At 51.1% G+C, this 21805-nt stretch carries 18 protein-coding genes; all 18 read right to left on the reverse strand.

All coding sequences use genetic code 11. The features are described 5' to 3' along the window. Positions 1–65: 65 nt before the first annotated feature. The 18 genes from map to L21SP2_RS08875 all read right to left on the reverse strand — a co-directional run bounded on the left by map (position 66) and on the right by L21SP2_RS08875 (position 21767). The gene (map, locus tag L21SP2_RS08790) at positions 66–824 is read right to left on the reverse strand and encodes a type I methionyl aminopeptidase (RefSeq protein ID WP_024268151.1); all 759 of its coding nucleotides are present in this window, start codon (positions 822–824) and stop codon (positions 66–68) included. Positions 825–845: 21 nt separating this feature from the next. Next, the gene (locus tag L21SP2_RS08795; RefSeq protein ID WP_024268152.1) at positions 846–2561 is read right to left on the reverse strand and encodes a hypothetical protein; all 1716 of its coding nucleotides are present in this window, start codon (positions 2559–2561) and stop codon (positions 846–848) included. After that, on the reverse strand, positions 2554–2964 hold the full coding sequence (nusB, locus tag L21SP2_RS08800; protein WP_024268153.1) for a transcription antitermination factor NusB: 411 nt from the start codon (positions 2962–2964) through the stop codon (positions 2554–2556). Before nusB ends, L21SP2_RS08795 begins: the two co-directional genes overlap by 8 nt. A gap of 8 nt (positions 2965–2972) precedes the next feature. After that, positions 2973–4022, reverse strand: coding sequence for a peptidylprolyl isomerase (locus L21SP2_RS08805; protein ID WP_024268154.1), 1050 nt, complete (start codon positions 4020–4022; stop codon positions 2973–2975). Between the two features lie 52 nt (positions 4023–4074). After that, a complete protein-coding gene (locus tag L21SP2_RS08810; RefSeq protein ID WP_024268155.1) occupies positions 4075–4893 on the reverse strand; it encodes a J domain-containing protein in 819 nt (272 codons plus the stop codon). Between the two features lie 40 nt (positions 4894–4933). Then, positions 4934–5350 (reverse strand): hypothetical protein, encoded by a 417-nt coding sequence (locus L21SP2_RS08815; protein WP_024268156.1) that lies wholly within the window; start codon positions 5348–5350, stop codon positions 4934–4936. A gap of 114 nt (positions 5351–5464) precedes the next feature. Continuing rightward, positions 5465–5800: a preprotein translocase subunit SecG gene (secG, locus tag L21SP2_RS08820; RefSeq protein WP_024268157.1), complete on the reverse strand. Its 336-nt coding sequence runs from the start codon at positions 5798–5800 to the stop codon at positions 5465–5467. A 136-nt stretch (positions 5801–5936) separates the two neighbouring features. Then, complete coding sequence (gene tpiA, locus L21SP2_RS08825; protein WP_024268158.1) at positions 5937–6689, reverse strand: triose-phosphate isomerase; 753 nt, start codon at positions 6687–6689, stop codon at positions 5937–5939. 61 nt (positions 6690–6750) lie between these two features. Continuing rightward, complete coding sequence (locus L21SP2_RS08830) at positions 6751–7926, reverse strand: phosphoglycerate kinase (RefSeq protein ID WP_024268159.1); 1176 nt, start codon at positions 7924–7926, stop codon at positions 6751–6753. Between the two features lie 149 nt (positions 7927–8075). Beyond that, positions 8076–9089, reverse strand: a complete 1014-nt coding sequence (gene gap, locus L21SP2_RS08835; protein ID WP_024268160.1) for a type I glyceraldehyde-3-phosphate dehydrogenase — start codon at positions 9087–9089, stop codon at positions 8076–8078. 174 nt (positions 9090–9263) lie between these two features. After that, positions 9264–11387: a tetratricopeptide repeat protein gene (locus L21SP2_RS08840; protein WP_024268161.1), complete on the reverse strand. Its 2124-nt coding sequence runs from the start codon at positions 11385–11387 to the stop codon at positions 9264–9266. Beyond that, positions 11377–12162: a hemolysin family protein gene (locus tag L21SP2_RS08845; RefSeq protein ID WP_024268162.1), complete on the reverse strand. Its 786-nt coding sequence runs from the start codon at positions 12160–12162 to the stop codon at positions 11377–11379. The genes L21SP2_RS08840 and L21SP2_RS08845 overlap by 11 nt, the downstream gene beginning before the upstream one ends. A 1-nt stretch (position 12163) precedes the next feature. After that, positions 12164–12649, reverse strand: coding sequence for an rRNA maturation RNase YbeY (gene ybeY, locus L21SP2_RS08850; RefSeq protein ID WP_041402589.1), 486 nt, complete (start codon positions 12647–12649; stop codon positions 12164–12166). Positions 12650–12705: 56 nt separating this feature from the next. Beyond that, on the reverse strand, positions 12706–13656 hold the full coding sequence (locus L21SP2_RS08855; RefSeq protein ID WP_024268164.1) for a PhoH family protein: 951 nt from the start codon (positions 13654–13656) through the stop codon (positions 12706–12708). Positions 13657–13772: 116 nt separating this feature from the next. Then, positions 13773–17210, reverse strand: a complete 3438-nt coding sequence (locus tag L21SP2_RS08860; RefSeq protein WP_024268165.1) for an LPS-assembly protein LptD — start codon at positions 17208–17210, stop codon at positions 13773–13775. 28 nt (positions 17211–17238) lie between these two features. Continuing rightward, positions 17239–20106: an excinuclease ABC subunit UvrA gene (uvrA, locus tag L21SP2_RS08865; RefSeq protein ID WP_024268166.1), complete on the reverse strand. Its 2868-nt coding sequence runs from the start codon at positions 20104–20106 to the stop codon at positions 17239–17241. Between the two features lie 55 nt (positions 20107–20161). Then, a complete protein-coding gene (locus L21SP2_RS08870; protein ID WP_144082975.1) occupies positions 20162–21175 on the reverse strand; it encodes a tetratricopeptide repeat protein in 1014 nt (337 codons plus the stop codon). A gap of 157 nt (positions 21176–21332) precedes the next feature. Continuing rightward, complete coding sequence (locus L21SP2_RS08875) at positions 21333–21767, reverse strand: V-type ATP synthase subunit K (protein ID WP_024268168.1); 435 nt, start codon at positions 21765–21767, stop codon at positions 21333–21335. Positions 21768–21805: the final 38 nt, after the last annotated feature.

The following is a 21805-nucleotide window of genomic DNA, read 5'->3' on the forward strand; positions in this document are numbered from 1 at the left end:
TTTCCATACTCCCTCTCCGTATAATCGGAACGATTTCTGCAGTTCAACTCTGATTTCATGTACTGCTATGGGTTCCGTTTTCGCAGAGTGAGTATCTCTGTATGATCTTCATATATTGCCACTGTATGCTCGAAATGAGCTGAAATGCTTCTGTCCCGGGTTTCAACCGTCCAGTCGTCATCCTGTACGTATACGCTGTCGCCGCCCAAATTTATCATTGGCTCAATGGCGAGAACCATTCCCGGTTTCAGCCGGGGGTTGGGCCCACCGCCCGGATAATTCGGTACGCTGGGTTCCTCATGTACTTCCAGTCCCACGCCATGCCCCGAGTACTCACGGACAATCCCGTATCCTTTGGGCTTGCAGTGTTTGTACACGGCCCGGGAAATATCCTTGACCCGGTTGCCGTAGACTGCGGCATCAATTCCCTTATACAGGCTTTCCTCGGTGGTCTTCAGCAAAGCGGCCACCTCTTCAGAGACGGCTCCAACCGGAAAGGTGTATGCGCTGTCGCTGATATATCCGTTCAGATTGATCCCGCAATCGATGGAAATTACATCCCCTTCCGCCAGAGGCTTTTCGTTGGGGATTCCGTGAATCACCTGGGAATTAACCGACGTGCAGAGGGCTGCAGGAAACCCGCCGTAGCCCAGAAATGCCGGCGTTCCTCCGTTATCCGAAATAAATGTACGGGCGAGGCGGTCCAATTCTGCAGGGGAAATCCCCGGTTTCACTTCTGTTTCAAGAACATCAAAAAGGTCGGCCAACAGTCGGCAGGATACACGTATGCCTTCAATCTGTTCCTGATTTTTAATCTTTATCATAATATCCTCATGTTAAAAGTATTATCTGCGCTGGGTTTGAGCAAACATTTCTTCCAGCCTGGGCATGAGAATATGTCTGCTTTTCAGTTCGTGAAGTTCATTCATTATTTGCCGGGCATCACCTATTTCCTCATTCAGCAAAAGAGCCAGAGTAAGATAGACAAGAATTTCCCGGTATTCCGTTGAGTGGAGTCTCCCGGATTCGGCTGCGGTGCCTCCTGAAGCCGTCAATATTTGCGATCTGCTCAGGCCAAGGTATTCCAATGCTGTTTCCGGGTTGCGCAGGGATAATTCCAGAAGTCCAAGGTTAAAGGAAGCGGCATAGCTGCCTTCATCCGAGGCTGTACTCAGCATTACCCGGGCTGCATCCTCCCGGCCGTTAAGAAAATTCAGAAAGCCCCGGTACACATTGATGCGGGGATCATCTGCGGCTGAGTTCAGACTGAGCAGCTGCTCAATTTCGCTGCGGTGATCGTGGATGCTCAGAAAATAGAGCAGTAAATCCCGCAGTTCCCTGTCCTCCGGATATCGGTTGTGGAGATCCCATAATATATTGATACCGTCTTCTATGGCAAACTCCACTGATTTTTCCCGGTACCGGTATATCAGTTCGAGAATGTCGGATCGGTATGACTGGGGAAGGTTCCTGAAATAAAAGCTTTTCCGGCTGGGGAAGTCCTGTTCGCCCCCCCCGCTGATGGTGCTGAGAAGTCCGCTGAGCCTTTCAGATGAGGGATATGCCCGGGCGGCCCGTTCGCTCACATCGGTTCCAGCCACCCTTCCCCCGGGCAGTACGCCGTGAGCATGCTCAAGAGCCAGCAGGTTGGTAAATGCCGGGGCGCCGGGGTTTTCAGAATTGAGTACAAGCATTTCAAGGAGCGCGTAGCTTTTTTCCGGTTCTCCACGGTAAAAGTACAAATCCGCAAGCATGCTGATTACTTCCCGCTGTATGCCCGAATCGTCCGGTGAAATAAGCCGGGAGATATCCCCCGCCCGGTCAAACAGCCCTGCATCGTAGGCGAGACGGGTCAGCAGCAGCGTTTCACCCCTGGAAGCCAGAAGCTCCGCCCGGGCAAGACCGATCTCGGATGCCTGTTCCACATCTCCCAATGCCGCATACATGAGAATTGAATTTACAAAATACCGATAGTCACCGGTGAGAAGTCCTGCCTGGTACATGGCTTCAGGGTCCGCCATGGCCATGGGAGTAAGCGGCAGACTTGCGTTGGCTAGGTCGTTCATGCTCCCGGTGTCTCCGGGATCCAGACCTGCACGCAGCAGTGCTTCAATCTTAAGAGGAGCAAACCGGTCGGATTTCAGACCCCGTGCTTTGGCTGCGGCGGCCTGAATTTCATCCATTTCCAGGAGATAGTTCACGTAGAGGGCCAGAAGCGGCTGATTACCAGGGAATCGGGAAAGCCCCTCCTTCATTACCCGGGGAGTAAAATCCGGAGCAATGCCCCGTCGGCTCAGACGCTGTGCCCGTTTGATGATCCGTAAAAAATCCCCCGGGCTTCGGGACGAGGCAAAGGCCAGCCGCAGTTTTTGCAGCGCAGCATCATAGCGTTCTTCCTGATAATAGATATCGCTCTGAGTCAGGTTCTCCCGGTATGCAGCATTGCTTCGCAGCATCAGCAGCTGGGAAATTACCGTGGTGAGAATCAGAGCTGAGAAAATCAGCGAAAACACCACAATGCTTCGCCGGTACTTTTCTATCCATTCCCGTAAATCAGCCATGTTCCTTTCTGATGGCGTCAAGAACGCCGTTGATAATTTTGAATGTCTGATCAGAACCGAAATCCTTGGCGATTTCCACGGCTTCATTGATTATGATCTGAGCCGGCGTATCGCCGGTATAGATCAGCTCATAACAGCCCAGACGCATAATTCCCAGATCCAGTTTGTTCAGCCGCTCGAATTCCCAGTGATTCAGATGTTTTTTAATATGTTCGTCGATTTCCGTAAGATGCTCCACCACTCCGTGGAGGAGCATTCTGGAAAACAGAAGCTTATCGTCCCGGTCATTCCCCTGATACTCGTACCAGGGGAATTCCATGAGACTGCCCATATCGCGCTGATTAAACTCCTGACTGTACAGGGCCTGTACAACCAGAACCCTGCTTTTCCGCCTTGAGAGCATGTAACCACCTACCAGGAAATATTATTTTCAACAATGCGGATTTCTGCTTCGCTGCGGAGCTCCGAGATTATTTCATCCAGCGCCTGCTGAATGGCCGCCTGCTGTTTCTGGTTCATTATGTATTGGGTTATCTGCTGTCGAACGGTGAGTTTCTGTCCGGGAAGCAGAGGATCGTCAATGTCCAGAAGACGGGGTCTTCTCCGGTCGGTAATCTTCACAATATGGAAGCCGATGGAGGATTCAAGCACACCTGAAAGTTCATTCTGCTGGAGAGCCAGTACATTCCTGACAAACTGCTGCCCCAGAACCTGTGCGGCATTGGGGTCTCCGTTAATCACATATCCGAAATCGCCGCCGGTGTAGCTGGCATCGTCCAGGCTTTCCCTGACGATTGCATCAAACTCCTGGGCGCCGCCGTTTCGAACACGCCTTGCAAACTGGTCGATTTTCTCCCGTGCCTCGGCGGTTTCGGCATCGCTCATCTGACGGGTATCAATAAAAATATGGCTGAAGCCGCTCATGGCGGGGCTCAGAAAACTCTGGGCGTTTTCTTCATACACCGTGTTGATTTCCTTATCCGTAGGTGCGGGCAAATTCTGCAGCAGCTGGGGCTTTGCGCTTCCGATGTATTTTTCCTGGAGAATCCGCCGTTCAAGCTGACCGGTGTACTCATCCCAGCTCATGCCCGTCTGCTGCTCAACCATCTGCCGAAACCGTGTATCATCAACCTGCACACCCATGCTGGATTTCTGCATCTGAACTGCATTGGCCAGTTCATTTTCACTCACCGTCAGGCCTTCCCTGTCAGCCGCCTGATTTATGAGAATACTGTTGATCCGTGACTGGAAGATCTCCTCTTTCTGCTGTGCATTAAGACTGCCCTGAAACTGAGTTTCCAGCATGGCGAACTGTTCATCCATTTCGCTCTCGCTCACCACTTCGGTTTCTGTAAGACGGACAGTTGCCAGTGTTTTATCCAGCAGCTGAGCAGAAAGCTGAAACGTGGAAAACAATGCAAGTATAAGTGCCGCTGAAATGATCCTTCGTCTGTTCATCATAGTATCACCTAAAAAAAGAATTTTACCTCCGGACACACAGGTATCGGGGCAATTATGAGTTGAACCCTCTTCTGGAAAGGCGGCTCTCGAGACCGCGGATCCCCTGAATTTTCGGATTCATTTTCTTCGCTTCACTGAGAAAAAATCTTGCCTTCCGCAGATCGGCGGCGGCAAGATGCAGTTCAGCAAGCTTTTTCATGTAAACGGCCCGCTCCTTCAATGCAATAGGCAGCTGGGCCATCTTTAATACAAAATCAATGTGCACCAAGGTGGTTACATTACCGGTCATTTTCTGGGTCACCAGAATCCTCATTCTATCCAGGACCTCCTGGAAAAAATGCCGGAAATAGGGCCGCTCAAGTTCAAAATCTATAAGTGTCTTGAACAAATTGAAGGCTGCAGGATAATCCCCGTTCTCCTCGTATTCCTCTGCAAGGAGAAAACTGCAGTCCATGAAGTCCTCCCGGTCAAGGTGCATGCTGAGGTCAAACTTCTTCTCCCGGACGAGAGTATCATATAAATCCACCGCTTCCCGCTCGTGAGCATGAAGCAGGTCGAAAAATATGAGCTTTCCCTGGGAGTCCAGATCTTCTTCCCGGGAAAGCAGGAATTCCCGGTAATCGAAACCTCCGGAAGGAAACACCTGCCGATACCGGATATCATACTCTCTACGCAAACCTTGATCAATGAGTGTTTCATATGCGCTGAGAAGCTCACGCATGGCCGCCAGAGCTTTGGGGGAACTGTTTCCTGTATCCGGATGAATTTCCTTGGCCCGTCGGCGGAAGGCCCGTTTGATGCCCTGGCTGTCCGCATCGGGGTCAATCTGGAGAAGTTTGTAATAGTCTGGAAAACCGTCTACATAATCCATGAAAACCGCACATTCGTATCAACCGGCTGAAAATCAGAAATCAATGCCGTACTACAAGTTTTTTCCCGATTTCTTCGGCGAGGGCTTCATCGCCCATCACTTCAGAAAACTTGAGAAACATTCCCTCACCTTCCATTACGGACATGAGTTTGTTCAAGGATTTCGCGGCGAAAAATGGCTTGGGGAGGATATATCCGAAACAACGCTTGCCGGCAACCATTCCAGAATTCTTCAGAAAGTCACCGACCTGCCGGGGAATCTTCTGATTGAATAGTCCGGGCACCTCGGTGCCGAATGCGATGTACTGATAAATAGTGAGTTTACTGTTTACGTCCATCCCCGCATCGATTAAATCAACCTGCAGCCCCTGAGATTCCAGACCCTTGGCAAGTGCCTTGCTGATTTTCAGAATCTTGTCCCGGTTTTTCACGGGATAAAATACCACTGCTACTCTCATATGTACGTCTCCTGAAGGCTGTACTGCATTTGTTCAGTGGGAGTATAAACGAAAAATAGGAAAAAAAGAAGTGAACTGCCCCGCCGGATGGAATCCGGCCGGGCATTGGAAGGATTACTCGCCGTCTTCGTCGTTATCGGGAGTTGTCCACCACTCAGTGCTGTTTTCCTCCCGTTCTGCCTGAAGAGCTGCGGCTTCGATGTCGCTGGTGTCCGGACTGCGGTTCACCCATGCAAGCCCCAGGCTGCTGAGAAGAAAAATAACACCGAGAATTGTTGTAGTTCTGGTGAGAAAATTGCCCTTTCTGTTTCCGATCTGTCCAGACATTCCGCCGCCGCCGAATATACCACCCAGACCTTCTCCCTGTTCATCCTGAAGGAGTACAACAATGAGCAGGAGAATTGCAGAAATAGCAAAAATGACCAGAAGAAGAACTGATAATGCTGCCATAGATTTTATCCTTATCCTGAAAATAAAAATCGGGGGTGACTGAAATGGAGGCGTGAACTGCGAACATCCGTTTTGACCGGACTGTCAGCGCCTCACATTTTAGTCACCCCCGCATAATGCTTTTTACGGCAGGGTATTATGTATCAAATTTTGCGATGGCTGTAAAGTCCTCAACTTTGAGACTTGCACCGCCCACAAGAGCTCCGTCGATATTTTCCTTGGCCATGAGCTCTTTCACGTTACCGGGTTTTACCGATCCTCCGTACTGAATAACCATGGCTTCGGCAGCGTCGGAGGAATAGGTCTCCGCCAGCACCTTCCGGATAAACGCATGCACATCGTCTGCATCCTGGGGTGTTGCTGTTTTTCCCGTACCGATGGCCCAAACCGGCTCATAGGCTATTGTCACCTTGCTCAGGGAGGATTCAGAGACATTCTTCAATCCTTCAACAGTCTGGGTGCGCACAATTTCTTCCAGCTTGCCGCCTTCCCGTTCATCCAGGGTTTCACCCACACAGAGAATCACTTCAAACCCGTGGTTCAGAGCAAGCTGAACCTTTTCGTTGATAAACGCGTCACTTTCACCATAAATGGCCCTGCGCTCGGAATGTCCGAGAATTACCACGTCCACACCGGCGTCTTTCAGCATTTCGGGGCTTACTTCACCGGTGTGAGCTCCGGACTCGGCATTGGACATGTTTTGTGCCCCCACAAGAATGTTGCTGCCCTTCAGCTCTTCTGCAACTCCGGGGATGGCGATAAAGCTGGGCGCAACCATCAGTTTGTGGGACGCACCCTTCAGTGAGGCCTTCAGCTCCGCTGCAAAGCTTTTTGCTTCCGAAGGCGTTTTATTCATTTTCCAGTTACCTGCAAGAAAGTAGTTTCTCATGTGTTTCTCCTGTAATTTTGATATTCCTGATGACATGTCCGGAGACCGGACCGACGCACCCTTACTTCAGGGCAGCGATTCCCGGCAGATCCTTGCCTTCCAGGAACTCAAGACTTGCTCCGCCGCCGGTGGAAACATGGCTCATCCGGTCCGCCAGCTTGAATTTATTGGCAGCGGCTACTGAATCGCCCCCGCCAACCACGCTTACGGCTGAGGAATCGGCAATTGCCCGGGCCACTTCTTCGGTGCCTTTTGCGAAGGCATCAAATTCGAAAACGCCCATGGGACCGTTCCAAACAATGGATTTTGCCTTGGCTATCACTTCCCGGCATTTCTGAATGCTTTTGGGACCGATATCCATGGCAATTTTTCCTGCAGGTACGTTCACGTCATCCACGGGTTCGGGGGTTGCGTCTTCCTTGAAATCAGCTGCCACCACATGGTCAACCGGAAGAATCACTTCCACACCGGCTTTTTCCGCCTGCTTCAGAAGAGATTTTGCGGTTTCAAGATAGTCTTCTTCAAGGAGCGAGTTACCGATCTCCTTGCCCTGGGCTTTCAGGAAGGTATAGGTCATACCGCCGCCGATGATCAGGGAGCTGCATTTGGGAAGCAGACTTTCCAGCACACCGATTTTGGAAGACACCTTGGCACCGCCCACAACGGCAACCATGGGCTGCTTGGGTTCAGTAACAAAGGGCTCCATGAACTTCACTTCCTTTTCGATGAGAAGACCGGCATAGGCGGGCATCTTATGAGCCAGGCCCTCGGTTGAGGCATGGGCCCGGTGGGCTGTACCGAAGGCATCATTTACAAATACCTCACCGAATTTTGCAAGCTCGGCCACGAATTCCGGATCGTTCTTTTCCTCTCCGGCATACCAGCGCACATTCTCCAGAAGCAGTACTTCACCGGGTTTCAGTGCGGATACCATGCTTTCAACCTCGCTTCCGATAACATCCGGAGCGATTTTCACTTCCTTGTTCAGAAGTTCTGCAAGCCGCCTGGCCACGGGTGCCAGACTCAACTCGGGTTTCTTCTCCCCTTTGGGACGTCCAAGATGGCTCATGAGAACCAGGGATGCATCCTTTGCCAGAATGGCCTCTATGGTGGGAAGGGCTGCGCGGATGCGGGTATCGTCTGTAACTACACCCTCTTTCAGGGGAACATTGAAATCCACCCGTGAAAGAACCTTTTTTCCTTTCAGATCGGCATCGTTAATTGTTTTTACTGCCATGGGATTACCTCTTATTCAAAATATTGGGGATACAGCGGTGGTTGCGCTGCATTGGATGTACCGCAGAACATCCTGCAGGACTTCCAATGCAAACAGCCTATGCTGATAAACAGAAAAAGGCCGGCATGTAAGCATGCCGGCCTGAAGCTTTAGAGATAGTTTTCCAGCTTAATTGCAAGGTCGACTACACGGTTGGAATAACCCCATTCGTTGTCGTACCAGCTGAGAACCTTCACTTTGTTTCCGCCGATCACCATGGTGCTCTGGGCATCGATGATGGAGGAGTGGGTGTTGTGAATAATGTCCACAGAAACAATGGGATCTTCAGTGTACTCAAGAATTCCCTTCATGGGACCGTCTGCAGCTTTCTTCAGTGCAGCATTCACTTCTTCAGCGGTAACATCCTTTTTCAGGGTTGCAACCAGGTCGGTGATGGAGCCTGTGGGTGTGGGAACACGCATTGCCATACCATTGAGCTTGCCGTTCAGATCGGGCATTACCTTTCCTACAGCCTTGGCCGCACCGGTTGTGGTGGGAATCATGGATACCGCAGCGGAGCGTGCCCGGCGGAGGTCTGCATGAGGACCGTCGAGGATGCTCTGGTCATTGGTGTAGCTGTGGATGGTGGTCATGAGACCGTCTTCGATTCCGAAAGAATCGTGAAGAACCTTGGCCATGGGTGCCAGACAGTTGGTTGTACAGGAGGCGTTTGAGATGAAGGTATCTTCTTTTCTCAGATCGTCGTCGTTTACACCAAGAACAATTGTGTTATCAATCTCATCCTTTGCGGGTACGGTGAGGATAACTTTTTTTGCGGGATACTTGGCATTCTTAATGTGATCGCCGTATCCGCCCTTGGGGCTTTCTTTTGTACGGAAGATACCGGTGGATTCAATAACCACATCAGGTGCAGCTCCCCAGGGAATATTTGCGGGATTGCGTTCTGCGCTTACTGTGTACTTGGTTCCGTCTACAATAATGTGACTGTCATCGTAGCTTACTTCACCGGGAAATTTTCCCTGTGTTGAATCGTACTTGAGCAGATGTGCCAGAGTTTTGGTATCTGTAAGGTCATTGATACCTACAACTTCCACACCTTTCTCAAGGGCGATTTTAAAAACATTGCGGCCAATACGGCCGAAACCGTTAATTGCGAGTTTCATTATCGGTCCCCCTGTAAATTAATTATGGTGGTATATTTTCATCGACTGATAAGCATGGTATATGCAACCTGTCAATGAATGGAATTCATGAATAGTGTAATAAATTTGCAGAACTTATACAAGAGCAATATCGATAAATTTATATCTATTCAGTGTTGCCATACTGTCTCTGTATCAGCGTATGCTTCTGATACGCTGATAGATACTCATCCCCAGACCGCTGATTCCCCCTGGGCTTTGGATATTCGATCCCGTGTCTGTATCATTTTGCCGTCCGGCCTGGGAAGTGGTTTCCTGGTCCTCCGTGCCCTCCTGCGAATCAGAGTCCGGGGCAGGAATTACAATATCTCCGCTGTTGATCCGGTCGAAAAAACCTTCAGTCTCCATTTCCATTTCGCTGAGCAGAAAATCCACCCGGGTAATCCGTCCGTAACCGGCGATGTCATCTTCATCGTAGAGAAAACTCCCTTCCCTCGGGGCGTACTCCACCGAACCGGCTTTCAGAATAAGGAACTCCTCCCCGCCTTCCAACCCGTCGTGGGCACCGATATTCACCAGCCCTCTTTCAAACTGACGTTCCATCAGCCGGCCCTCCAGGGGAATCGCCTGGAGCAGCTCACGATTCAGCTGAAGCACATTATCCTTCAGCCGGGTGTTGCCGCTGCGGAGTACAGAAAACTCTCCCACAATTCTTCCGGTATTTGCAAGATGGAGGGTTGCGCGGGTATGAATACTCTCATCATCTTCAAAAACCGAAAGAACGACATACATATCAGCATCTTCTTCACGAGCCAATCTGAATGCCTGGCTGGAGGATCTGGATTCCACAGGTTCGAACTCCAGTGATCCGGTGTTGCCCGGATCGATGAATTCTACCCTGAAACTGGAGTACAGTCGATTCATGAGATGGCGGCTGAAGAGATAGCCCAGCCGGTCATGACGTGTTCTCACCAATGGATCATAAAACACTGCCAGCCTGATGGTATTCCGCTGCATGGTGAACTGGTCAATATCCCAATTTCTGGCAACTGAATCCCGGAGCAGATCCTGGAAGATTTCCAGATCGTCCGAGACGGCGGTGTCGGTTATCCCAAGCTGGTCCCTGAGAAATTCAAGCTGCTGAAGATACCTCTGGTAATCCCCCTTCTCCTTGAAAAATTCCGCATAGGCCCGCCGCCCGGAAGGGGAAAAGGGCGCAAGATTCAATCCACGCTGGAAATGGTAGAGGGCCGAGTCGTAACGGTTGCGCTGAATGTATTCGCCGGCCCGGGTGAAATGATACTCTGCGAAGCGCCCTCGGCGGGGGGAATCGAAGGAATCCTGAAACATGATGATTGATTCAAGCAGAAGCCTGGCAGCTTCATCCTCCGGATACTCCCTGAGAAGTGCGGCAAGAGTTCTCAATGCATCTTCCGGCCGGCCTGAGTTGTATTCCGCCAGGGCTTTGGTGTAGAGGATGAGGCTGTTGTTCCGCAGATCTTCAATCTGCATCCTGCCGATGCTTTCCAGCGCCGCCTCATAATCGTTGCGGGCCAGCTGAATACGGCTAAGGAGCTCCAGAGCCGGGGGGAACCCTTCCTGCAAATCCATTGACAGCCGGGCATGGGCTTCAGCCCGTCTCAAATCACCTGTCATATAATAAAATTCCGCAGCGTGATACTGAACCCAGTGGTTTCTGCTGTCAGCCTGAATGGCTGCGGAAATATATTCCTCGGCGGTATCGGGATCGCCCTGTTCAACATGAATATATGCAAGACTGATCAGGATTTTATGATCTCCGGGATGATACTCCAGACTGCTGTTGAAAAAACTTCTTGCCTGAATAATCCGTCCGGAATTGAGAGCTCCCTCTCCAAGCCCCATGAGGGCGTCCCGATTGTAGGGTTCTCGGGAGAGAATATCCCGGAAAATTTCCTCAGCCTCCCTGATCTCTCCCAGAGCAATTAAGATGCGGCCCTGAAGAGCACGGTTGGCGCTGTCCCGGGGAGCCCGGGAAAGTGCCTGCATGATATATCGGTACGCTTCATCCTGTTCGTCCAGAAAGTAAAATGCCTCGGCAAGGCCCCGGTATGCCTGGGTATAGCGGGGATTCATGCTCAGTGCATCCTGGTAATAGCGCACCGCCTCAAGCAGCCGGTCGTTCTGAAAGGATTCCCGTGCCCGTTCATACGCCTGGATGGCGGGGTTTTCCACAGTCTGGGCCGCTGCATCCCAGGCCGCAGGTATCAACATACATACAAGAAGAATGAGGAAAAAGAATGGGGCTGATCCGGGTTTCCGGAGATTTTCACTCCTCATTCACCTCTCCACCGGGGCGAATAATAAGCTTGATGCTCCGGATTTTATGTCCGTCCATTTCCTGAATAATGAAGGTACAATTATCTTTCTCTACTTTTTCAAATTTCACCGGGATTTTTCCAAAGAGGTCAAAGACATATCCGCCCAGCGTATCAAAATCATCGAAGGGAAGGTTAATACCCAATTCCTCATCAAGATCGTCGATGTTCACCCGGGCATCGCAGAGATACACCCCCTCACCGATTTTAATGACATCTTCCCGTTCATTATCGAACTCATCCTGAATGTCACCTATGATCTCTTCAAGGATATCTTCCATGCACACGATTCCGCTCATGCCTCCGTATTCATCCACCACAACGGCTATATGAACCCGGCGCCTCTTCATTTCACGCAGCAGGGCATCCAGTTTCATGCTCTCGGGAACAAAATATGCATTTCGGCTCAGCTTCTGGAGCTGAATTTCCTTATTCTGGGCAAGGTTGCTGAGAAGATCTTTCACGTAAAGTATACCGGTTACGTTATCAATTGTTTCCTGATACACGGGAAAGCGGGAATGTCCCGACTCGATGATCTTTTGAAAGAGGGGGTCCTGGTGAAGTTCTGAGGATAAACTCACCACATCAATTCTGGGAACCATAATCTCTTTCACATTTGTATCCGAGAGTTCCACTACCCCCCGGATCATATCCTTCTCTTCAAGGTTCAGTGATTTAAACGACGGTTCTTCCTCATCTTCACTCTGTCGGAACAGTCGGGAAAGGAACGTCTTCATGTCAGTAAATTTTCTCCTCTGAGAGTCCTTGTAGGATTCTCTCCTGTAGTTGAAGCATTTCCTGTTCAGGTGAGTTATCGCTATGATCCCAGCCTGCAAGGTGTAGAATACCGTGAATAAGCAGTCGCTTCAATTCTTCTTCTTCATTTACCGAGAAGTAGCGGGCATTTTCAGCCAAAGTATTCAGGGAAATCACAATATCACCGGCGTAAAACGGTTCGCCGCCGTCTGCTTCCGGATTTCCCCCCTCCGAATTGCTGTCATCCTGGGGAAAACTGAGTACATCTGTGGCAGAATCCTTCCCCCGGTATTCCCGATTCAGCTGCCTGATGTATTCATCGTCGCAGAGCACCACCGAAAGGCTCCAGGTGGAATACTCAAGCACTTCAAGAACTCTTCGGGAAAAACGTACAAGTGCCGGGATCCAGGAAGGTTCAGAGACACGGACGCACATCACATCGATCTCATGGGATTCGGGATTGTTCATGTTTTCATCCGACTTCATTGTCGTTTGGCTCTCCTTTCTGTTTTCTCCGGCACCGCTTATTCATTTTCATATGCTGCGATAATTTTCTTTACCAGGGCACTGCGCACCACATCTCTGGACTGAAAATAGCTGAAATGGATGCCGTCAACTTCCTTCAGAATTTTGGTTGCATGAATAAGACCCGAGCTGCCGTGTTTCGGCAGATCGATCTGGGTGATATCTCCGGTGATTACCGCAGTGGTGCCCTCCCCAAGCCTGGTGAGAAACATCTTCATCTGTTCACGGGTGGTGTTCTGGGCTTCATCCAGAATGATATAAGAGTCCTTCAGACTCCGGCCTCTCATATATGCCAGGGGTGCGATTTCGATCACCCGGTTCAGCTCCAGACGGTTGATAATTTCCCCGGGGACCAGCGAATCCATGGCATCATAAAGGGGTTTGAGATACGGATTGAGCTTCTGTGACAGATCCCCCGGAAGAAACCCAAGACTTTCACCCGCCTCAACCACGGGCCGTGTGAGTATGAGTCTCCGTTTTTGATGATTTAATACCTGAGCCAGAGCATGGGCAACCGCAAGAAAGGTCTTTCCGGTTCCCGCGGGACCTACACCGAAAATGAGATCATTCTGGTTCAGGGCGTCAAGAAATACGCTCTGATTATACGATCTTGGAAAAATCCGGGAAAATCCCTGGGGAATATCTATGGATTTATTCCTCAACTCCTGGATCCGCTGTGGATTCTCCGTGAGGGATGAGAACACAGATTCGATCAGGGAAGGTTTGATGGTCTGCCCCTGATTTCGATGCTGTACCAGCTCGGAAATCAGCTGGCGAAAAAGCGAAATCTTTTTCTGGTCTTCCACCTGAACCGCAAGCTGGGTGCCGCCCCGACTGAACACCTGGTGGCCCAAAAGCCGTTCGATAATATGCAGATTTTTATCATTCACACCGCAGATATCAGCGAACTCCCGGCTGTCCTTAAAATCGATGTTGGCAGTGTTGGTCAATGTATTTTCACCTCTTTGTGTACGCCTGCGATAAAACCTGATGCTGGAAAACCGGTTGGGACCGAGACCCTGCAGTTACAGGTATAAAGCAATTGTATGTTCTGGACAATAACTGGTCAATAATCAAGGATCACTTCATCGGAATTGATGGTGAGATCCAGTTCATTCTTCAACTCGGATATGGGCAGCCACTGCAGAAAGAAACTCAGAGTATTGTCAATCTCTATTTTCTTTAACCCGTCATCTCCGGTAACCTGTCGGGGCACCCATTCATACTCCAGCCTCAACATCCAGTCTCCCAGATCATGCAGCAGCTCCGCCGAATAGGAGTCCAGATTGAAAAATGCCGCTTCCCGCCGGGAATTATCGAATACGTTCACACTCCACAAAAGATCCCGGAACAGGGAACGCCGCTCCAGCCCCAGACGGGAACTGTAGCCTTCGAAATAGCGGTAAACCCGGGAATTACTGCTTTTACTGCTGATCCTGAGCAGCATGAATTCCGGCAGATAATATGAAATACTTAATTGGAAATCTGCTCTTGACTGGGTGAACTTCACAAAGTCATGATTCCAGGCCAGCCGGCTGTCAAGGCGGAATTCGGCGCCTTCGGGACCCTTTGCTTCCAATGGAACAGAGATATTCTGATTAAGACGGGAAGGGGTAAACAAAAACTCTCCGCTTTCAATCCATGCAGTCCGGTTTTGATTAAGTTCGAGTTGCTCCCGGTATTCCAACAGAAACTCTGCATCGTAAAAATCAAAAACATCGGAGAATTCCAGCGCCGTTTTCTCCAGCCGCCCTTCCGTCCCGTTGACTTCAATTTCCACAGAAGGTGTGATCCAATCTATGCTGCTCAGGGACATACTGCCCGTGAGATTATCGTACTCCCAGACATCTTCTTTCCATGCCGCCCCCCAGCCGAGGCCGAGATTAAATCCCTGAGCCTGCAGACCATATCTCAAGGACAGATCCTGGTCAAGCGGAGGCAGCTGGTAGCTTACGCTGAGCTGATGATCTTCTGCGGCAATAAGTTCAGGGACGCTCAGGTTCAGATCGATTTTATGTCCTGAAATATTCTCTCTGTCCCAGCTGAATGCTGTGTCCTCAAAGGAACCGTCGGGGAAAACATCCCTGGACCAGAGTTTCAGAGATAGGTTGTGGCTTATTCCCAGACTGACCGGTGTATACAGGAGAGCCAGGGGTTTGATGCCGCTGGTCTGGCTAAAGGTCAAATTCTGACGGCTTTGATCCAGAGCACTTTCCTGAAGACTTTGCTGCAGCTCTTCCTGATAGTTTCCGGAAAATCCGTAGTTTCTCCTGTATACGTTGCTGTAACGGATGACACTCTGGAGTGATCCCAGGGACTGAACAAGACCCATCGATTGAGTCAGCGAGGCATTCAGCGAGTTCTGGAAATTGTAGTATGAGCGGTTTGAGTTATCGCCGTTATCCTCTGTCTCATTTTCCGAATCATCCTCTTCTTCCATGAGCAGCGCCAGGAAGTGATTGTTTGAAAGGGAATAACTGAGCCGATATTCTCCCGCCGGATTATTGGAAAAGCCGGGGACCGCTTCTCCATCGATCCTGGGAACAAGGAATTCATCTGAAATGGAACCGGCCATGCCCTCCGATTCCGATGGGATGACGGATCCGGGAAGTGATGCCACAGCTTCGGTTTTCTCGTCACCTTCTCCAGGCGGGTCCTGGGGAAATGCCCCCGGAGGGAGCAGTTCAGGAAACCGGCCCTCCGGGCTTTCTTCCCGGGAGGATTCATCGTCTGGTATCTCCTCACTGCCGTTTACCCTTGGGCTCCGGGCGGTGTCTGCGCCGGGCAGCTGCAGCAGAGTTCCGCTGAGGGCCAGAGCCCCCGAGGGGAACTGCACCCTGGAAGGGACAAATTGCTCGAGAACAGGGCTGTTCAGGGCATCCTGCCGGGCCATGGATGCTTCGGTCCGTTCTCCGGGCTGTTCTCCGGGCAGCTCTTCGGTGGAGAACTCCACATTGGTGCTGATATTGCTCAGACGGAGGGAGCTGATCAGGGGCTGGATACCCACGGGCATGGAGGGAGTCAGGCTGAACCGGAGATTCCAGTCCATGGATGAGCGGGTGAACCCCGATTCGGTTTCGGAACTGCCGCCGAAGAGAATATTCTCCCAGGGCATCCGTTCGCTCCGGGTCTGGAATTCATCACTGATATAGGGGTCCGAATAGATGGGAAGCCCCAGACTGACTCTGCCCCAGCTGCTTTGAAGCTCTCCGCTGAGATCCAGAATATAGCGGAACGGCAGGGTAATATCCATAAACCGGGAAACATGCCAGCTGGATACGGGGATTTCACTTTCCGGATAAAAAGCCGTTATGCTGCCGTCCTCACGGCGGTAGAGTTCCCGGGTGAGAGCCAGTACCGTCAGAGCATCAAATTCGATCCCTGACTCGGAGTTCCTTTGGACGGCCATGCCCAGGGTAACCCCCCGGATACTGTACACATCTGCGAACAGCTTCATCATGTCCAGATTATCATGAGCCCAGGTGTCGGGGACGGGACTGTCATCGGGCTGAAGGAAAAGCCCCATTCTCGACTGGCCTGAGGATTCCATTTCGTTTGCCATTTGAAGGAAGGAAAACGGACTGTCTCCTGCTTCACGCTTTCCTACAATATAGGTGGTAGTGTTAATGCCGTAACCCCGTATGCCTTCGTACCGCACAACCGGATGGAAAAGCACGTCATTTCCCGGTAAATACATAAACGGCAGAGCCAGAACGGGGATGTTCCCAACCAGAAGGCGTGCACCTTCTATTCCCCATTCGCCCGGCGATAGAATCCAAAGCTTTTTAAACCTGAGACGGTAGTATGGAGAAGGAGAAGCAGATGAGGTAATCACCCCCCGGTCGAGAATAATTACATTGTCCTGATTCCGGGTTATAAACTCTCCGCTGTAGCGGTAGGTGAGCTGACTGTCACGGCCTAGCTGACGGGCAATTTCCGCCGCTTCGCTGTCACTTTCGCTGCTGGTTTCACCACCCCCGTCCATGAAAAGGGTCTCATTATCGTCCAGGATGAAAAGCAGATCCTCGCCCTGAAATTTATCCTCCCGGTTGGGACCCACCATGAGATAGTCCACGTTTCCCCTGGCAGACAGCTGTCCCAGATCATCGTTGAAAATGATTCTGTCAGCAGAGATTCTGTGCACCACGCTGTATGCATCATCCTCAACCCTTATGATCACGTTACCCAGAAGCTCAAGCTCATTGCCTCCGTTGCGTTTCACATACGATCCGGTATCCGCCTGCTCCACACTGGAGGATGACGCGGCGGATTCGGGAATAACCGTTCTCTGTACTTCTTCCCGGGCTAACAGGGATTCAAGGCGGGCTTCAAGCACCACCCGGTTTCCCGAAAAAGGAAGACCGTTCTCTATGGCGATTTCAACCAGCTGTTCATAGCTGTAGGAAGAAAAATCGGTGACAGAAGAGCTGCTTTGTGTCCACAGCGCAGGTGCTGCAGCGAGCATGAGGAGCACAGAAATGATGGTACGGCGGAAGTTCGTCATGGGCTTCTGGAAACGATAGGCCGTTTCCTCATTCCTCCGGACTGTTTACAGCTGCATTCAGGGCTGCTGCAGGATGGTTCCGGTAATGATCCTCCAGGAATCTTCCGGTGTGAGACTCTTCAACGGTCATGATATGCTCGGGCGTGCCCATTGCAACCACATTGCCCCCCTTGTCTCCCCCTTCGGGGCCCAGATCCACAATCCAGTCAGCCTGGGATATAACATCAAGATTGTGTTCAATCAGGATAACCGTATTTCCCTTATCCACCAAGCGTTGGATCACATTCATTAACAGCTGAACGTCCGCAAAATGAAGCCCGGTTGTGGGTTCATCCAGAATATAGAGGGTTTTGCCCGTACTTCGCTTCGACAGTTCCAGGGAAAGTTTCACCCGCTGGGCTTCACCTCCGGACAGGGTCAGAGCCGACTGACCAAGCTTCAGATATCCCAGCCCCACCGAAAGGAGGGTATCCAGCTTGCGGTGTACCGCGGGAATGCTGCTGAAAAAATCGGCTGCTTCCTCGATGGTCATCTCAAGAACATCGTGGATGGATTTGCCTTTGTACTGGATTTCAAGGGTTTCCCGGTTAAACCGTTTCCCCTTGCATACATCGCAGGTCACATACACATCCGGGAGAAAATGCATCTCAATTTTGTTGGTTCCCGCGCCTTCGCAGTTTTCGCAGCGCCCGCCTTTTACGTTGAAACTGAAGCGGCCGGGTTTATATCCCCGGGCTCTGGATTCGGGCAGCCGGGCAAACAGGTCACGGATGGGCGTGAACAAACCCACATAGGTTGCAGGATTGGAACGGGGGGTGCGCCCTATGGGGCTCTGGTCGATGTTGATGATTTTATCCAGGTTCCCCAGGCCCTTGACCTCATCAGCCTCCCCTTCATTGTGATGGCTTCTATTCAGGCTGTTTGCAATCCGGGGATACAGAATATCGGACATCAGCGTACTCTTCCCCGAGCCCGAAACACCGGTAATTACCGTAAATGCCCCCTGGGGAAAGCGTACATCAATATTCTGAAGATTGTGCTCGCTGGCACCCAGAATTTCTATCCACTCTTCCTTTCCGGGCCGCCGCTCCTCCCTGGGGGTGAGAAAAATATCCCCCCGCAGGTACTGGCCGGTAAGACTTCCGGATGAATCCAGTATGGTCTGCAGGGGACCGGCAGCCACCACGTGCCCGCCGTGAACTCCCGCTCCGGGACCAAGGTCCACAATGTAGTCGGCGGTTCTCAGAGTCTGCTCGTCATGTTCCACCACTATCAGCGTATTTCCCAGATCCCGCAGATGTTCCAGTGTGTGGATGAGCCGTTCGTTATCCCGCTGATGCAGTCCGATACTCGGTTCGTCAAGCACATAGAGCACACCCACCAGCTGGCTGCCGATCTGGGTCGCAAGGCGGATCCGTTGAGCCTCTCCGCCGCTGAGGGTGCCGGCAGTACGGTTCAGGGAAAGGTACTCAAGGCCTACACTCTCCATGAAGCTCAGGCGGTCCAGTATTTCCTTGAGAATTTGTGAGGCAATCGCCTTCTGGGACCCGTGAAGTTCAAGCTGCCGGAAGAACACCAGGGCGTCCCGTACGGACATCTCGCTGATTTCATATATGCCCTGCCCCTGGATGCGCACCGCCAGTGCTTCGGGCCTGAGACGTTTCCCGCCGCACTGGACACAGCGGCTCATGGTCATGAAGCCTTCCAGCCATTCCCGGATTCCTGCGGAACTGCTTTCCCGGTACCGGCGTTCCAGATCTCGCACAATCCCTTCAAAACGACCCCGGTATTCAAAATGCCCCGTCTGATTTTTATTCACATAATGGAACTCAATTTCATCTTTGGTTCCGTGGAGGATGGCATCCATCACCGATGAGGGGATCCGGCTGATGGGTTCATCCAGTCTGAAACCGAAATGATCCGCCAATGCCTGGAATTTACTTCGCGCCCAGTTTGAATCGGGGTTATAGGGAGCAAAACCCCGTTCATCAAATGAAAGCGAAGGGTCGGGGATAATTTTATCGAAATCAAATTCCTTGGTGGTTCCCAGGCCGGAGCAGCCCGGACAGGCGCCAAACGGATTGTTGAAGGAAAACAGCCTGGGTTCCAGTTCCGGAAAAGATACGGTGCTGTTGGGATAAAACAGATGCTCGCTGAATGAGAGTTCATATTCCCGTTCCCCGTCATTCACATAGAGCTTCATCAGGCCGGAAGCCAGTTCGAGGGCCTGTTCAATGGCCTCGGCAATCCTGGCACGGTTATCAACCCGGTTAATCAATCGGTCGATAACCACATCTATGTCGTGTTTCTTTTTTTTGTCCAGAGAGATGTCGTCTTCAAGCTGGAGCACTTCACCATCGATTCGGGCCCGGACAAACCCTGCGCGTTTTGCATCTTCCAGAACCTTTTTATGCTCACCCTTTCTGCCGCGGATAACCGGAGCAAGAACCATGAGCTTTGATTCCTCGGGCTGTTCCAGTACCTTCTCAATGATCTGATCCACACTCTGCTTTTCGATAACTTCACCGCTTACCGGATCATGGGGGATGCCGATCCGTGCAAAAAGCAGGCGCAGATAATCATAAATCTCAGTGATGGTCCCTACGGTTGACCGGGGATTTCTATTGGTGGTTTTCTGTTCGATGGAGATCGCAGGGCTTAAGCCTTCAATATAATCAACGTCAGGCTTATCCATTCTCCCCAGAAACTGCCGTGCATACGCCGACAGGGATTCAACGTATCTGCGCTGCCCCTCGGCAAATACGGTATCAAATGCGAGACTGCTCTTTCCGCTCCCGCTGAGTCCGGAGATTACAATGAGGCGATCCCGGGGAAGTTCAAGATCGATATTTTTCAGATTATGAACCCTGGCGCCTTTGATGATTATATTGCTCATATCAAGCAAATTACATGAGATGTAGTGATAGAATCAAGTAAAATAGAAAAACCGCCTAATTACGGTTGTTCACCTCGTTCTGATACTGCCTGCTGCCGTACAGAATATTCTCCAGAGCAGGGTTTTCCAGCTGTCTTGAGGCCCTGGCCTTATATACGGTATCGAAGGGGAGCTGCTGAACGGTGTTCCAGATACCCCGGTACACTCCGCTGCGGCCTGTATTGCTGCCGTAGGATGCGGAACCCAGATAATACAGCGCCTGATCGAAACCCGACTCCTGCAGATATTCAAGATATGACGGTCGGCGTGCAATCCGCTGAAAGAACTCCCGGGAACCTTCGAAGGCATACACAGGATCGTTCTCCCGTATTTGACTTATCAGCCGGGTATACATTTTCAGCACCGCAAAAATCAGATGCTCCTGTGCTTCCATGTATCTTCCGGAATGCACATAAAAAACCCCAAGTTCAACATGGGCTTTCAGGCTGAATGAATCCTCCAGCCGGTAGAGGGTCACCACACGATCCAGGCTGCTGTTATACCCCCGGTGAGTACCTTCATTCAGGGTATCGATAATGCCTTTTTTCAAATTTTCGCTGAATTCATCCGAGCCGGTGAACGCCGGATCCTGGGCAACAATGTCCCGAAGAATTCGTTCATAATCCAGAATATATTCATTTCCATTACGGTAAATGTCCGACAGTTCATACAGTATGGAAAACTCCAGGTCCTTGCTGCTGAGTCTTGCCCGGTTGTTTAAAGCCCGTTCAAGATTGAAGGTGGCCTGCTGGACATCATTGCTTGCAAAATAGGTAAGAGCAAGCTCGGTGAGGGTTTCCGGGTTATTGGGATCCTTTTCCAGAGAACGGTTCAACAGGAGAAACGCATCGCTGATCCTGCGGTCCTCTCTGGCGGAGCGGCCCCAGTTACGGAGAAGCCAGGCAGGGTATTCTTTGCTGATTGTGGTGAGATCATCGGGAACCTGGGTTGTGACCTCGGGCATTCCCTGCTGGGCACATAACACAGCGGTCTGCACAAGCAGAAGGCACACAACGGCTAGAGTTTTCATAGTATTATCATCGTAACGGGGAATGCTGCACTCAAGCTTTTTTCATGAAAAACCGGCAGCCGACCCAAAGGTCTGACCACCGGTATACTCTGAACGATCCGGAATCCGGGAATGCCGTGATCGCATATGCAGGGCATGTTGATGTTTGCGGGTATACTTAGAGAAGTCCAAGCATGAAAACCATGACGAAGAGAGCCACAGTCTCAACGAGCCCCAGAACCAGAATGTAGTTACCGAAACCCTTGCCTGTTTCACCCAGCGCATCTGATGCCACGGCACCTGCCCTGCCCTGAAACCATGCAGAAAAACCCATGGCCATACCGCCGAGAACCCCGATGGTAAGCAGAAGCCAGGGGTCGGCACTGCCGGCTTCCGCCGCTGCCCGGAGACGACCCATGAGAATGAAACCATAAATGGTCTGAGTCAGGGGCGCACCCACAAATGCAACAAGCATGAAAGGAGCCGGTCTGTTCTGAACATAACATTTTTTCCAGGCACCTACCGCTGACATACCTGCACTACCAGCACCGAATGCTGAACCGATTGCCGCAATCGCGAGGGCTGCGCCCACACCAATAAAACCAAAATTCATGTCTTACTCCTTAATCCTGTAGAGTCAGGCAATTATAA

The sequence above is a fragment of the Salinispira pacifica genome (assembly GCF_000507245.1).
Classification (GTDB): domain Bacteria; phylum Spirochaetota; class Spirochaetia; order DSM-27196; family Salinispiraceae; genus Salinispira; species Salinispira pacifica.